Genomic DNA, 15,976 nt, shown 5'->3' on the forward strand with positions numbered 1-15,976 from the left:
AACAATCAGAGATATCCAAAGTGACAAACCACAAAAGACAAAGCACTAGAACCGAAGTGCTAGTGCTTTTGATAAAAGAGTGTTTAAATAAAAACGTACGAAAGACGTATCCTAATTCTATTGATATCTTTTACGATAGACCATATAGAAGATCAATGGAACAATGACTAATGTTAAGGCAGTGGAAGCGATAGAACCACCCATCAGAGAGATGGCAAGTCCCTGGAATATTGGATCGAAAAGAATCACGAATGCTCCGATCACTACGGTTCCTGCAGTCAACAAGATCGGAGTAGTACGAACAGCTCCTGCCTCAATGATGGCCTGTTTCATCGGAATGCGCTCTTTGAGTCGGATATGAATAAAGTCGACCAATAAGATGGCATTCCGCACCATAATCCCTGCCAAAGCGATCAATCCAATCATACTTGTGGCAGTAAAATAAGCACCAAGAAGCCAGTGTCCAATCAAGATTCCTCCCAACGAGAGTGGTATGGATATCATCATGATAATAGGAACTTTATAATCTTGAAACCAACCAATAATCAACATATAGATAATCACAATCACCACTGCGAAAGCAATTCCTAAATCTCTAAACACATCGTAGGTTATCTGCCATTCTCCATCCCATTTTACAACATATTGGTCGTCGTTAAAAGGTTGTCCATTATACATCTGTAAAAGATGATCTTGTCCAGATACAGGAATGGCCTCTATCTTCTCTTTGACATCCAACATAGGATACACAGGACTCTCTAGGTCGCCAGCCACCTCGGCAGTAACAAAGGTTACGGAGTGTTGATTTTTACGATATATCGATTTCGGCTCTAATCTCTTTTCGACATCTACGACATCGCCAAGGTATACCATAGATCCATTTTGTGAAACCATAGAGATATGTTTCAGATCCTCCACAGAGGTATACTCTTTGTCATTATATTGAACAATAACAGGCACCTCCTTCTGTTCCTCCGACTGAATAATATTCATCATATTAGAACCATGAAGTGCAGTGTACAATACCTGTTCTATTTGTGCTACTCCGACTCCTCTCATGGCAGCTTTCTGTTTGTTGATTGTAAACTGAAACTCCCAATTATCAGACTCCACATAGCTATCGACGTCTACCACATTCGAATTGTCGTTAAAGATGTCTTCTATATTTTTCGCGATACGCTGTTGCTCTTTGGCATCTGGTCCATATACCTCCACGACAAGGGTACTTAAAACAGGCGGTCCTGGAGGCATCTCCACCACTTTGATCTTCGCACCATAATTGTTGGCAATCTTTTCAAGTCCTGGTCTTACAGCTTTAGCTAAGTCATGACTTTGAATATCGCGATGATCTTTATCCGTAAGGTTCACCTGAATATCCGCCATATTATTGGCACCTCTTAGGTCATAATGACGAACCAATCCATTGAAAGTGATCGGAGAGGCAGTTCCCACATAACAAGTATATTTCTCTACTTCTGGCTGATTTTTAATATAGTTTGCTAAAGCTTGCGTTGCTTCGTATGTCTTTTCGAGTGAAGTGCCCTCAGGCATATCAATCACCACCTGATACTCATTCTTGTTGTCAAAAGGGAGCATCTTCACTGCGACCCATTTGACATAGAAAAGTGTCACAGACCCCAGTAATAGAAGTACAACAGCTCCGATAAATGTCCAACGTCGCTTTTTGCTGCTTAGAAGAGGAGTCATCACTTTATAATATGCCTTATAGATCCATGTCGAGGTAACCCCTTCTAATTCGTCTCCACTATTGCGTTCGGTTCGCTCTTCCTTTTTCAAAAGACGGTAAGCAATAAAGGGAGTAATCGTCAAAGCCACTAAAAGTGAAAAGATCATGGCAAAGGCAGCACCAATAGGCATCGGACTCATATAAGGTCCCATCATACCTGAGACAGCCACCATAGGCAACACTGCTGCGATCACAGTAAAAGTAGCTAGGATGGTAGGGTTTCCCACTTCACTAATACTCTCTAACGCAGCATCCATAAAGCGCTTCTTCCCCATCCTAAAGTGTCGATGCATATTCTCGGCTATAATAATGGAGTCGTCCACCACAATACCTGTAACAAAGACTAATGCAAAAAGCGTAATACGATTCAACGTATATCCTAAGAGATAATAGACAAATAGAGTTAAGGCAAATGTAACAGGTACCGAAAGAAAAACAACCAATCCTCCTCTCCATCCCATACTTAATGCCACGATCAATGTCACAGCAAGAATAGAACCTAATAGGTGCCACATCAATTCATCTACTTTATGAGAAGCTGTCTCCCCATAATTTCTTGTTACCTCTATATGCACATCACTAGGAATCAAATTTTCCTCTAAATGAGACACTTTATCCAATACCAAATCAGCAACCTTCATCGCATCTGCCCCATTACGCTTAGCGATAGAGATAGTGGTAGCTGGATAAGAGGAACGGTTCTCTTCATTCTGCTCTCCATACCCGAAAGTGACATACTGAGATGGTTTTCCTGGACCATCTTCCACCACTGCGACTTGATCAAGGTAGACAGGTACACCATTTTTTGTCGTGACAATAATATGTTCTAAATCCTCCTTTGAACGTAGAAAAGTACCTGTTTTGACTGAATAGGTATGATTGTTCTCGAAGAATGAACCGACTATCTTCTGCCCATTAGCTAAAGACAACTGTCTAGAGATCATGGTTGCATCTAGTCCATATGAACGCAGTCTATCAGGGTCTATAGTAACAGAAAATTGACGCGATCGACCTCCAATCACTTTTACTTGTGCAATATCGTTAATGGTTCCCACTTGATCAGCAACCTCAGAGGCAATACGACGAATCTGATAGTCGTCATAGTTATCACTCCACAAAGTTAAAGACATCACAGGGACATCATCAATAGATCGAGTCTTTACCAAAGGCATAGATACACCCTTGGGCACTTGATCCATATGTTTGACGATTTCGTTATAAAGTTTAACAATACTGCGTTCGATATCCTCCCCCACATAAAACTGTACCACAAGTTGTGCTTGCCCTTTCATACTAGTAGAATAGACATACTCAACCCCACTAATGTTCGAAACAATCTTCTCTAACGGTTTGGAGACACGAGAGGCTACCTCATCCGGATTTGCCCCTGGATATTGAACAAAGATATCTGCGATAGGCACAGAGATTTGTGGCTCCTCTTCTCTTGGAGTAAGTGAAGCACCATAAAACCCTAGCCCCAGAAATAGAAGCATCAGAAGCGGGGTGAGCTTCGAGTTTATAAATTGTTTGGCAATCTTGCCAGCGATTCCTTCTTTCATCATATATTCCTTATTGAAAATGGACTACTTAACTATTTCAACTTGATCTCCATCCACCATCTTTTCAGATGGATTATTCACAACCATTGTTCCTTCATCAAGACCAGAGAGTACTTGGTAGTTGCCGTCGTATCGACTTCCTAGACGAATCCACTGAAGAAGCGCTTTGTGGTCTTCAGATATCTTATAAACCCCTTTTAATGCCCCACGTCGAACAATAGAAGTTGCAGGAATCACGATCTTTTTCTCATATAAATTGGGGATCACAACCGAAGTATAGATGCCGTCAGCAACCCAACCATACGCACTTGGTTCGATAGTAGCGATCACACAAATCTGCCCATTATGGAACTCTCCTGCAGGTGCAATATGAGATACAGTAGCACCTGCTTGTCTATTGTCACGAATACCGACTAGACAGGTAGCTCCTATCTCTAGCTGTGGACTTAGATCTTCTGGAAGAAAAAACTCCACATTAAAAACGTCACTATTTGAGATAGAAAGAATAGGATGGCCTGGAACAGCATAACTGCCTTCCTTAATATATTTATCTACGATGATCCCATCAAAAGGGGCTTTTACATGACACTCTCCAATTAGACTCTTCACTTTTTTCACTTGAGCCTTCGCCTGTTTTTGTTGCGAAAGGGTAGCATCTCTTTCCATCTTCACTTGATCAAACTCTCTTTGGGTAATGCTCTGAACGGATAGAAGTCGAGACAACCGTCCATAATTTTTTTCAACAAGCTGTAGCTTCGCTTGAACCTGATCTAGAGCAGCAAGAGCAGTGGAGTAAGAAGCATTTAACGCTTGATCGTCAATCTTTGCTAAAAGTTGCCCTTTTTTCACGTGATCGCCTGGCTTAAAAGGAAGATAGATAACCTCTCCCATCACCTTTGTACTCAACTGGGCTTTCTGGTCTGAAAGAATGGTGCCAGATAGTTTGGTCATAGATTGTACTTCCATTAGGTTGGCAGTAGTCACCTCTACTTTTGTTTTATGAACCACATCATTAGATTGTATATCTTTTTTATCTCCACAAGAAGTCATGACACCCAAAAGGGCAAGGATCATGAATGTATATAAATGTTTCATTCTATTCTATTTTTGTAACATGAGTTGTAGTTGAAAATATGCTAGGGCACTTTGATACTGAGACTGAAGGAATTTCCAATGAAGTTGTTCCATCTCCGTTTGACTTAACAACAAGTCTGCAGTCTGTTCCAGTCCTTCGTTATAGCGATTCGATTGAATTGCATAGGTCTCTTTAGCTTGTAGAAAAGCTTTGTGCATAAGCTCAGATTGTTGTCTATATAGAAGAAGTTGGTCTTGCATATTTTGCAGCTCCATATCCGCCTTCTTTTGCATCTGAGAGAATTCTATTTTGGCTTTTCGATATTCTGCTTTATGTTTCTTATTTTGATTCCATCGTACGCCACCTTGAAAGATATTCCACTGTAGTGTCACACCAATCCAATAACTATTGCTCGTATTCTGGAATATCTCGTCACTATTCAAGCTATAATTCGCCATTCCATTAAGAGATGGAACCCAACCCATCTGATTCTTTTTGACCTGATGATATAACGCATTTACTTGATGCAATTTGGCAACAAGATCGGCACGTTCTTTACTTACAGAAGTTTGAGAGTCAAAGCCTGTTTGCTCAATATCCCCTAGTTTGTCTATGGGAGTCACCTCAGTATCCAAATCAAGTCCTAATAGAAATGTCAGGTAACGATTGGCCTTTTTGTAATTACTTTTGGTAAGAAGCTGTTGATTTTCAGACTTAAGTAGATGAACCTGTGCAAGAGATAAATCCGCAGAGGTAGCCATCCCTTCTTTCGAAAGAGAACGAACTCTTTTTAAAGCAGCTTGGGAAGTTTGTTTAGATTTATGTGCAACCTTGACACTTACAGAAGAGAGTTGTAAAGCATAATATGCCTTCTTCACTTCAAATCCAATGAGATCAAAGGATCGCTTCAACATAGAGGACCTTGATTCCATCGCCTCCTTAGCCGCTTTTCTTTCGTAAATCTTATCCAAGTTAAAAATCGGCATTCGAACGGAAACCATACTATTCCAGTTATCCGTAGTAGATGGATTATTCAACTTGTCTGGGGCAAAATCACTCGAAGTGATAGAGGTTTGTTGAAGATTGATACCAAACACCTGCATGGGATTATTGGTCGCTACATAACTTTCGGACAACGAAACTTGAGGCATATAGATCGCATTGGTTGTCTTATAGTCTGCAATATAAACCTTTAAGTCTTCGTAAGCAATCTTCAATGAGCTATTCTTTTCATAAGCAATAGAGAGTGCTTCTTCCAAAGACATCTCCCGTTTTGTCTGTGCTATAAGCACTAACGATGGGATAAAAGAAAGAAAGCACCATAAATAGATCTTCTTCATATAGTTGTTATTTAATTATATCATACTAATTCAACAACACATACTCTAACCTAGAAGCGGTACCTATACAGCTTTCTAAGAAGATGGATTAGGCTTCTTTAATAAGCTTACTCCATCTCTTGGTACAAACATTTACTCACTCAAATCTTATGCAAACATAGATGCTTTGTCCAAGATGGTCAGTGACAATAGTTACCGAAGAAGTGGTCTCGTTTATCTATATGGGTTCAGTACAATATTAGAAGAGATGACAAGCAGGGGGTAGAAGAAATGATTATATATATATATGTAGTGTCTTAATACTATATGAAATTTTCTTAAGCAATAGAGTACACTATAAAAAAATGGTACGATTGTTCGGAGTGATAAACATGGAAATTTCAACTCTATATTTTCACAAAGAAGATTGTTAAAATATAGTCCCTTCTAAAATGAGACTTCGATTCGAGTGAACTATTTGACAGGTTTTAGGGCTCAGGTGAATATTGAAAATGGTGTATAGCTCATATAATCTGTATCGAATCATTTTAAAGGCACATTTCATTAAATAGGATATAATAAGATAAAAAATAGTTATAGCAGATTTATCCCTAAAAAGCAACATATAATTTAAAATACTGACTCCTGATATCTCAAAATAAAGCAATTCGAATACATTATCAACTAATTAAATAGCCCAAACACATCATTTAAAATAGTTTAAGACTATTTAAAAAGCATTATTAAGCAATTATTAATTGTTAAATAACACATAAATAATCATTTTAAAACAAAGTAATAAAACTGATTATTAGCAAGATGACAACTTATATAGATATCGTAGTAATATAAATATTCGTATAAAATTATATATACATTAGAACTACAACACCTACCATACCCCCTAGTTTACAATATCTTAGAGCCTCCAAATTTAAAACATCCATTAACAAAATATTAATACATTTAGACCATCTAAAACAACGATACTATAGCATGACAATTTATGCTATAGAGCTAAAAATAACTAAAACTATGCGAGACATTAAGATCTTAAGATCCCAATGTACTGCAAAAACATTGGGAGTAGTAGCTTTGGCTGCAACCCTATTTTTTCCTGCAGTCACATTTGCCAACAACTCACCAGAGGCTCAATCAGTTTTTCAACAGGATTCTAAAAAAGTAATCAAAGGGGTCGTAACAGACAAAGAGACTGGAGAAACGATCATTGGTGCAACCGTTATGGTTCCTGGTACTAGTATTGGAACTGTTACAAACTTTGAAGGGGAATTTACCCTAAAAGTAAATGCAGATGCGAGACAGCTTCGCATTTCCTATCTTGGATATCAAGAACAAATTATTGAATACACTGGGCAAAAAGTGCTCAATATTGCACTTGCAAATGACACACAAAATATAGACGAAGTAGTTGTTACTGCTTTGGGAATAAAAAGAGAGTCTAAGAAACTAGGTTATGCTATGACCGAAGTAAAAGGAGAAGAGGTAGCTCAGTCAAATACTGTAAACCCCGTTTCTGCACTTCAAGGTAAATCTGCTGGTGTTAGTGTTAGTGGTAGTGATGGTGGTGCCTTTGGTGCAACCAAAATTCAGATTCGTGGAGTATCCACTCTAGGATCTAACAACCAGCCTATTTTCGTAGTAGATGGGGTTATTCTTGACAACAACACTTCAGGTGGATCTGAGTGGGAAACAGATAGTAATGATTTCGGTAATGAATTAAAAAACTTGAACTCAGATGATTTCGAATCGGTATCGATCCTTAAAGGATCTGCTGCGACAGCACTATATGGATCTAGAGGTATCAACGGTGCGGTAATCATTACAACGAAAAGTGGTTCTAATACCAAAGGTTTAGGGATCACTATCTCACAAACAACAGGTATTGACCATGTTTACAATACACCATCACTTCAAAATGAGTATGGAAATGGTACACTTTCTGGATATGTTAATTATGGGGAAGTAAAGCCTAACGGTAAGTTCAATTCATTTGATAACCAAGGACAATTCAAAACTTCAACATTAGATGGGAAGACATACCCATCTTTACCTGAGCTATCTAGTCTAAGCTTTGGACCTCGTTATGATGGACAACAAGTGATTGGATACGATGGAAAACTAACACCGTATAGATCTTACGAAGACAACTTTAAGGATGCATACGATTTAGGATTTAATTCAAATACCAACTTTACGATTCAAGGTGGTAACGAGAAGACCCATTTCTATATGTCAAACTCATACAACTATCGTAAAGGAACGTACAAAAACAACAGTTTCAATAGATACTCTTTCCTATTGAAAGGAGATCACCAAATCTCGGAGAAGTTAAAAGCAGAAGCATCGGTTAATTTTTCTCAATCGAATGCAGCAAACCCAGCAGGTAACCTTGGGGGTAATTTTGCAACAGGAACATTCTCTAGATCTTATGACACTAAGTTCTATAAAGATAAGTACACAACCACACACGGTGGTATCCCAGGAACTGGACCAGCAGATGAGTATAGTCAAGTACCAGGATCAGGATTTTGGTTCTCTGTAAACAACAACGAGATCACACAAAGAGAATATGTGATCCGTCCAACGGCTCAATTGACTTATAAAGCAGCACCATGGATCGACTTTACAGTAAATGCCAATATGAACCTTTACTTTGTAAACAAAGAGAGTAAAATTCTTGGTGGTGGATACAAAAATGATGGTGGTTCATATATGATCGGCAGTCAATACAAAAGACAGCAGACATTAAAAGCATTGGTGAATATCCGTAAGGATATTAGTGAAACAATCGGTTTTAGTTTGATGGCAGGAGCTGAGTACTACGATCAACTAAATTACTACACAGAAGTAAAAACAGACGGAGGTCTTATTATCCCTGGACAATATTTCATCTCAAATAGTAAAAAAACAGTAATTGGAAATGGAGGATTGAATCAAACAAAGAAGATGTTCTCTACCTATGCATTGGCATCGTTTAGTGTAAAAGATGATCTCTTCATAGATATTACAGGACGTAATGACTGGTCGTCTTCATTAGTTTACACTAATGGATCAGGAAACAACTCATACTTCTACCCTTCTGTAAGTTCATCATGGATTGTATCGAATACATTTGAAGTACCAGAGGCTATCAACTTCTTTAAATTGAGAGCATCATGGGCACAAGTAGGTAACGATACAGCACCATACGCTATCAACCAAGGTTTTAATGTTCGTACTATTGAAAGAGATGGAACCTTCAACTACAGAAATGAAGTCCCTACATCTATGATAGATCCTAGTCTTAGACCAGAGCGTAAAACATCTTATGAGCTTGGTTTAGACATTAGGATGTTGAACAGTAGATTTAACATTGACGCAGCAGTTTATCAAGAGACAACAAAAGATCAAATCATCAACATCCCTGCTCCTGCAGAGTCAGGTGTAAGTTCTCAGATGGTAAATGGTGGGGAAATAATGAACAAAGGTTTTGAGATTGCATTGAATACAACTCCAATCAAAACTCGTGACTTCCAATGGGATTTAAACTTTAACTACTCGAAGAACAAAAGTGAGATCGTATACCTTCACCCAACAGTTGGAGAATATAAAGTTCTTGCTGGTAGCATCGGTTACGGTAACTATCGTGTAGGATCCGCAGCATATATTGGAGGAGAGTATGGTGTGCTACTTTCAGATGCAGCACCTATGAAATTCCAAGCAAAAGATGCTGATGGAAACAATATCGATGACCCTCGCAACGGACAAAAAGTTCTAGTTTGGAATGACTCAAAAAGAGGTGCATATGCAAAGAGAAGTGGTAAGGTAGAGAAAATAGGATCAATTATGCCTGACTTCGAAGGAAGTTTAAGCACTTCATTTCGTTACAAATCGTTATCTATAAGTGCCCTATTTGATTTAAGGTTCGGTGGAGAAATCGTATCCTACAACAACCGTTACGGAACTGCTTATGGTTTTACTGAGTCTTCACTAGAGTACAGAGATGAAGCACACGGTGGCGTTGCATGGGATACTCAATATGCAGACGATGCAGGAATGAGATATCATGATGGAGTTATTCCTCAAGGGGTTTTTGCTACAGGAACGACTGTAACAACACCAACAGGAGCAAAACAAGATGTATCAGGAATGTCATATCAAGAAGCATTCGACAAAGGTTTTGTTGAGCCAACACATGCTTCATTCCACCACTATTTTAGTAACTCATGGAAACAAGGTACCGTTCATGACGGATGGGTATCCGAGGTTAATTACATCTCACTACGTCAGCTTGCTATTAACTATGCATTCCCTTCACAAACACTTTCTAAGGTAGGAATTAAGAATCTGAACCTTTCACTTGTAGGAAGAAACCTTGGGTTTATCTATAACTCTCTTCCAAACAATTTGAACCCAGAAGGGCTACGTGGAAACAAAAGTGACTACTCATATTTCGAGAGAAACTTTACTCCATACACTGCAACCTATTCGTTGGCATTGAAATTCAACCTTTAAGAAACGGTTTAAAAAACTACACAGATGAAAAACAAAATTATATATGCACTTCTTGCAGTAGCTGCAATCCTAAGCACTAGCTGTAACAAAGAAGATTTTGCCGAAACAAACACCAATCCATCTATTATTTCTAAGCCAGATGTAAATTTTCTTCTGACTGAAGCACTATATCGAATTGGTGGTAGAGACTCATATACAGAGTGGTTTTACAACAACAGCCAGTATTTTTTCCCATGGTGTCAAACCACTGTATCTGGAGGAGGAAACAATACAGATATGAACAGAATGTCCTCTGCAGGAAGCGTGGATTACTATCGTTACGTATTGCCTCCATTGGCAGAGATGAGATATCAAATTGACCAAAGGTTAGATAAAACACAGGCTAATGGATATCAATATCTAAGAGCAATCACCTTTCCTATTCAAATCTATCAAGTATTGAAAATGACGGATGTGACGGGAGCAGTATCTTACTCAGAGGCAGGATTAGCTAAATATACGACTCCACCTCTTCTTACACCAAAGTATGATCTACAACAGGATCTATTGAATCTTTTTGACAAGCAGTTGGCTGAGACAGTAAAGACTCTTACCAATGATGTGGTCATTAATGGACAAACAGTACAACAAACAAGTGTTGGATCACAAGATTTCGTTTACAATAGTAAATGGGACAAATGGGCAAAATTTGCCAATGGTCTAAGACTGAAAATCGCAGCTCGCTTGCTTCACCAAAATCGTGAGAAAGCATTTGAAATAGCAGAATCTGTAGCAAACAGTAGCATTGGATCAATGGATGCCCTTTCTGATGATTTTGTATACTATCCATCATCAAAAGAGTATCACATGAATAATAATGTGGACTTTGGTAATGGAGGTAAAAATCTTATCGATTTCTTAGTGGCAAACAAAGATCCACGCGTAAGGTTCTATTTCCATAAGAACAGCTTTAACTCAAAGGTGATTCAAGCATTCTTTGATCAAGGGAAAGATGTTCCTCCATATATTCTTGCGAATGTAGATTATGATGAAGATGCAGAAGGAAACAAAACATTCAGAGGATGGAAAGGCGAAGGAGAACCATGGGTACGTTATTATGGAGCTCCTGTAAAACCAGATGCATCCCTTGATCCAGAACTAAACAAAATTTACTTTAACTCAGTAAACTTCCAGTTGAAATCTAGCACAGGAGCAACAAAAGGTTATAGCCCACTGTCAGGTTACTCTTACAAAATTGTTAAACCTAATAGAGATTACAACTATCCAGATGCTCCAGATGCTCCATTAAAGCAGATGAAAGAAGACAAGCCTTATGCTTGGACATTGATGTCATCGGCTGAAGCAAATCTTTATCTAGCAGAGTTCAAATTATTGGGTGCAAATATTCCTGGATCAGCTCAAGACTATTTGACAAGAGCGATCACTATTTCGGTTGAAAGTGCAGACTATATCGCAGGGCACAACGGAATGCCTTACTATAGCGAGCCATATGATAGCTATGTAGACCGTGCAGGAAAAGAGGTTTCTGAGAGTACAGTAGCATTAAAAACTGGAGAAATCGATAACCTATTATTGCAGCCAGCTTACGAGCTTACAGGAGACAAAGATAGTGATTTGGAAAAAGTATATATCCAAATGTATATTCACTTCTTATCTGCTCCAAATGAGCTTTATGTTACTTGTCGTCGTGCAGGTATTCCTAAAGCAGGAAGTACTATTCTTCCAGCAGAGGATATGAGTATTACTACTGGACCACTACCATTCCCACGTAGATTCACGATAAATACTCCAACCAAAGACAACTTGAACTATGCAAATCAACTTAGTGCAATTCAAGCTCAGAACTTTACTTCAGGTCAAAACGAGCCGACGGTACTAAACAGTGAAAGACTTTGGTATGATATAGGAGCTCCAGCATTTAACGCAGGTCCTAACTACTAAAATATTTATTCATTAGTAGTACTAGAAAAGAGGTCGTTTCGTCGGAAACGACCTCTTCTTCATATATCCCCTTTTAATAGAAAGAATACCAGAAAATAATATTATAATACTTCTCCATTAATGACGAAAAAAATCTTCATCATACCATTCTTTTGGAAAGAATATGAAAGACTGTAGTATACACGATTTTTTGGATCATTTTCCTTAACGTAGTCCCAAATATGAAAGAAAAGTGTCGAGAACCAGTGAATAAAATGATGGGGAATATTCGGATAGAGAATACACCCAATAGCAGGAAGCTAAAAGAGGATAGAATCGTGCTTTGTCTACATTTCCATAATAGATTGGTTAGGGTTTGGTTACTCCTAGAGTAACTGAAGGGTATCGGAAGGGTATCGGAAGGGTAACTAAAGTAGCACTGAAAGTAGGTTCAGAAAGATTCTAAGAAGAGAAATCAAGGGATTAAAAAGAAGTTTATTTGAGACCGTGTTGAAGACAAAGATAACCCTTATTTATATTGTATCACGAAGACCATGAAATGGAACAAGAATACTCTTCACTCCTATATATTACGTTCATACCACTCCAAAAGTATCAAAGAGTTCGACAATCGAATAGTTTGGTTCCATTCTAAACGAAAAAACCAACTCCCAGAAGAGAGTTGGTCAAACATAATTATGTAACAGTCTATTAAAATTTCTTATTCCAAGATGGGCCGACATCTTCTTTTTTAAGAGGTGCCCCTTTTACGCCTTCTGAGACTAGCTTAGATAGGTCCAAATAAATTCCCTGAATATTGGGGTAATCACAGTTTTGCAGTGGAAGACCAGCAGGTCTTTTCTTGAGACCTAGCTTTTCATCCTTCATCGAAAACTTCTTCTTCTTCATTCCCTCAGTATTGCCATTTAGGCCAGATCCACTTCCACGATAGAAATTCCCTTTGAAAGAGCCAAGTGCTTTGTGAGATTGAGAGGTATAGATAAAGTCGTTCTCAAAATATTTATGTTGAAAGAAGACATTACCAAGAATGGCTATATTAAAGGGTAATTTAAATTCTAGATTATTCTTCGCAGCCCATTTTTCTCTACGATCTTTCAGAGGCTCTGTATGGATGGCATATCCATTATTATTGACGAATAAATTATTAACAATAAACAGATCTTTTGCCAAAGCATGATTACTAGATGCAGGTCCTGGGTTTAGATATATCGCAGCATTGCCTCTCGTTTTCAAAGTCGAATTTAGTTCGAAATAGTTACATGCAATGAGGTGGTTTGCCCCCCAAATGAAAATACCTCCACAACCATAAGCATCGCTTTTGGCAATAAAAAAGTTGTTTAATAGCACTTGTTTATCTCCATGTCTTAGGTTCGTTGTTCCTCTACAATCAATGAAAGTATTGGCATAGATCACATTCTCTTGGCATTTACTTGTAATGATTTCTGGCTCGGAGTTTTGTCTCACAAAGAGGTTCGAATCGACCAAACATCGACCTAAATCATTTCGATAATAACCTATTCGAATACCGCCACCAGCATTTCCCTTTTTCTTATAAGGGCTACTAATTAAACAGTGGTCAATGCGATGATACATTGGAGGAGCAGGTGTTGAAGAACGTTTATGAATACGATTATTCAAATTGATCACTTGATCTTGTGTCTTTTTATTCAAAAACGAACAATGATCCACACGACAATGTACAGGTACGCCCCCATCACTATCTAGAAATGTCGTAAGATAAGCTGATTTCACATTATCGAAGTCATCGACAACACAATTAGTCACTCTATTGTAACTACCATAGATTGCAATCAATCCAGGACCATGAGATTTCCATTGAGATGGGATACGATTCCCATCTTTAAATACTAAACCATCAAAAACAATAAAACTTCCCCTCAACTCAACATTTGAATTTCCAGTAATAGATACTTTCCCTCCGTTATTGGCTCTAATAACAATCGGATTTTCTGCATTTCCACTAACAGGAATGACCCATTTGATATCTTTATAAACTCCATCCGCAAGCGTTAAGGTATCTCCCGGTTTCAACTGCTTCGTTGCATCAATAACTTGAGGCACAGTATCCACAAAAAGATCTTTAGCTTGAACCTCTGTACAAAGAATCAGAGAAATCAAAATCGACAAACAATTGATAAATACTTTCACATTAATAAGATTTTCGACCTTTCCTTAAAGTAAGGAAAATGTTTGTATTAACTTATAAAATTAACTCAAAGTGATTTAGCCACTCTGAACAGTAGCAAACATAACACATAAACTGAGAGAGAAGCAGATTCAATAATCAAAGAACAAGCCCAAAAAAGGATATTGGGAGTAGTACCACGAAAGAAGACTAAAAATGGATACAATCATTCAAAATGGTGAACGATTTTCTGAATAGACTTCTATCATAAAGAAAGGATTAGATTAAAAAACCTATTCAGAAAAAAGAAATTATTCAAATGGAGATATCCAATCAGATACCTTCGGAAGCTTTTGATCCTTTGGAGAGATAATATATTCTGATGGGTCTAAGACCCAATCAATATCAATAGAAGGGTCGCTCCATAAAATTCCTCCCTCATCTTTTGGTGAGTAAGGAGCATTGACTTTGTAAGAGAATACTGCTGTTTCACTAAGAGTAATGAACCCATGAGCAAATCCTTTTGGAACAAAGAGCTGTAGTTTATTGACATCAGATAGTCGAATTGAGAAGGACTGAAGAAACGTTGGAGAGTTACGTCTAATATCAACACAAACATCGAGGACTTCACCTTGAATACATCGTACTAACTTAGCCTGTGCAGTAGGTGGTCCTTGATAGTGTAGTCCACGAAGGGCACCTTTTTTTGACATCGATTCGTTCTCTTGAAGGATATAAAAAGGGCCACTAAAAGGTTCTAATAACTCTTTTTTGTAAGACTCCATAAAGTATCCACGATTATCTTCGAAAACATTTGGTTCGATGATAACAAGATCTTTTATAGGTGTTTCAACTATTTTCATCTATTTATTGTTTTGTCATTCTTAATTGAGAGATCAAGTAATCTTCTATTACTCTACTGCCAAAGATAACAAAACAATAGGTGGTAGATCGTTTTTGTCTCAATTTTAGTTCTGCCTTCAATCTGATTCCACTCTTCATTCATCACAACGAATCCATAAAACATGATCATTCACAAAAACATTTGTTATTTAAATATGTTATGAATAAGAATTAAACAAACATTTTTAAATATGAAACACATTTTATTACTCATTCTATTCGTTGGGTTTACCTCAGCAGTAAGTGCAAAGAACATCCAAAACGAGAGTAACCAAGTAAAACAAGAGTTACAGCTCGACAAGGATTGTTGTAAGAAAGCCAAAGATGCTGGAGAGACATGCAAAAAATGTCACCCTGAAGCGACGAAGAAATCTTGTTGTAAAAGCAAAGATAAAAAGAGTTGCTCTAAGTCGAAGACAAAATGTAGCAAAGAAAAATCTACTTGTAAATCGGCAAACAAAGAGAAGAAGTCATGTGACAAAAGTACTGCAACATCCACCAAAAAATGTTGTAAGAAAAAGGGGTAATGAAACATGTTAAACACCCCCAATAATATTATATCCAATCCCTCTAAGGTTGGATATAATTTTACTCTTTAAACTGAAGTGTATTCTAGGAAACACCCTAAATAGCACACGCCTTCTCAAGTTCTTTCGAAGTGTACTTATTCTCCTACTCAACAGAAATATTCGTTATATCCACCTCATAGAGGTTCGCCAAAACAAACAGTTGTCAATATAAATGCTCCCAAAACTAATTCGTATCTTGTCC

Annotated in this window: 8 protein-coding genes; 3 read left to right on the plus strand and 5 right to left on the minus strand. The window is 37.8% G+C overall.

The window, feature by feature from the left end:
- Positions 1 to 117 precede the first annotated feature (117 nt).
- Genes K4L44_10420 through K4L44_10430 form a run of 3 tightly spaced genes read right to left on the minus strand, consistent with a single transcriptional unit; the run spans position 118 to position 5,721 of the window.
- The gene (locus tag K4L44_10420) at positions 118 to 3,306 is read right to left on the minus strand and encodes an efflux RND transporter permease subunit (GenBank protein QZE15994.1); all 3,189 of its coding nucleotides are present in this window, start codon (positions 3,304 to 3,306) and stop codon (positions 118 to 120) included.
- Positions 3,307 to 3,330: 24 nt separating this feature from the next.
- On the minus strand, positions 3,331 to 4,401 hold the full coding sequence (locus K4L44_10425) for an efflux RND transporter periplasmic adaptor subunit (protein QZE13003.1): 1,071 nt from the start codon (positions 4,399 to 4,401) through the stop codon (positions 3,331 to 3,333).
- Positions 4,402 to 4,407: 6 nt separating this feature from the next.
- On the minus strand, positions 4,408 to 5,721 hold the full coding sequence (locus K4L44_10430; GenBank protein QZE13004.1) for a TolC family protein: 1,314 nt from the start codon (positions 5,719 to 5,721) through the stop codon (positions 4,408 to 4,410).
- Positions 5,722 to 6,735: 1,014 nt separating this feature from the next.
- Between K4L44_10430 and K4L44_10435 the strand changes: the two genes are divergently transcribed.
- Both K4L44_10435 and K4L44_10440 read left to right on the plus strand, forming a co-directional pair.
- Positions 6,736 to 10,215, plus strand: coding sequence for a SusC/RagA family TonB-linked outer membrane protein (locus K4L44_10435; GenBank protein QZE13005.1), 3,480 nt, complete (start codon positions 6,736 to 6,738; stop codon positions 10,213 to 10,215).
- Between the two features lie 24 nt (positions 10,216 to 10,239).
- A complete protein-coding gene (locus K4L44_10440) occupies positions 10,240 to 12,156 on the plus strand; it encodes a SusD/RagB family nutrient-binding outer membrane lipoprotein (GenBank protein ID QZE13006.1) in 1,917 nt (638 codons plus the stop codon).
- Between the two features lie 690 nt (positions 12,157 to 12,846).
- On the opposite strand, the gene K4L44_10445 is transcribed toward K4L44_10440, so the two are convergent.
- Both K4L44_10445 and rfbC read right to left on the minus strand, forming a co-directional pair.
- Positions 12,847 to 14,325: a hypothetical protein gene (locus K4L44_10445; protein ID QZE13007.1), complete on the minus strand. Its 1,479-nt coding sequence runs from the start codon at positions 14,323 to 14,325 to the stop codon at positions 12,847 to 12,849.
- A 288-nt stretch (positions 14,326 to 14,613) separates the two neighbouring features.
- Entirely contained in the window at positions 14,614 to 15,165 is a 552-nt protein-coding gene (rfbC, locus tag K4L44_10450) for a dTDP-4-dehydrorhamnose 3,5-epimerase (GenBank protein ID QZE13008.1), read from the minus strand.
- Positions 15,166 to 15,396: 231 nt separating this feature from the next.
- Here rfbC and K4L44_10455 point away from each other — a divergent pair, with 231 nt between their 5' ends.
- Positions 15,397 to 15,732, plus strand: coding sequence for a hypothetical protein (locus tag K4L44_10455; GenBank protein ID QZE13009.1), 336 nt, complete (start codon positions 15,397 to 15,399; stop codon positions 15,730 to 15,732).
- Positions 15,733 to 15,976 lie beyond the last annotated feature (244 nt).

It is taken from the genome of Prolixibacteraceae bacterium, from assembly GCA_019720755.1.
In the GTDB taxonomy this organism is placed as follows: domain Bacteria; phylum Bacteroidota; class Bacteroidia; order Bacteroidales; family Prolixibacteraceae; genus Halosquirtibacter; species Halosquirtibacter laminarini.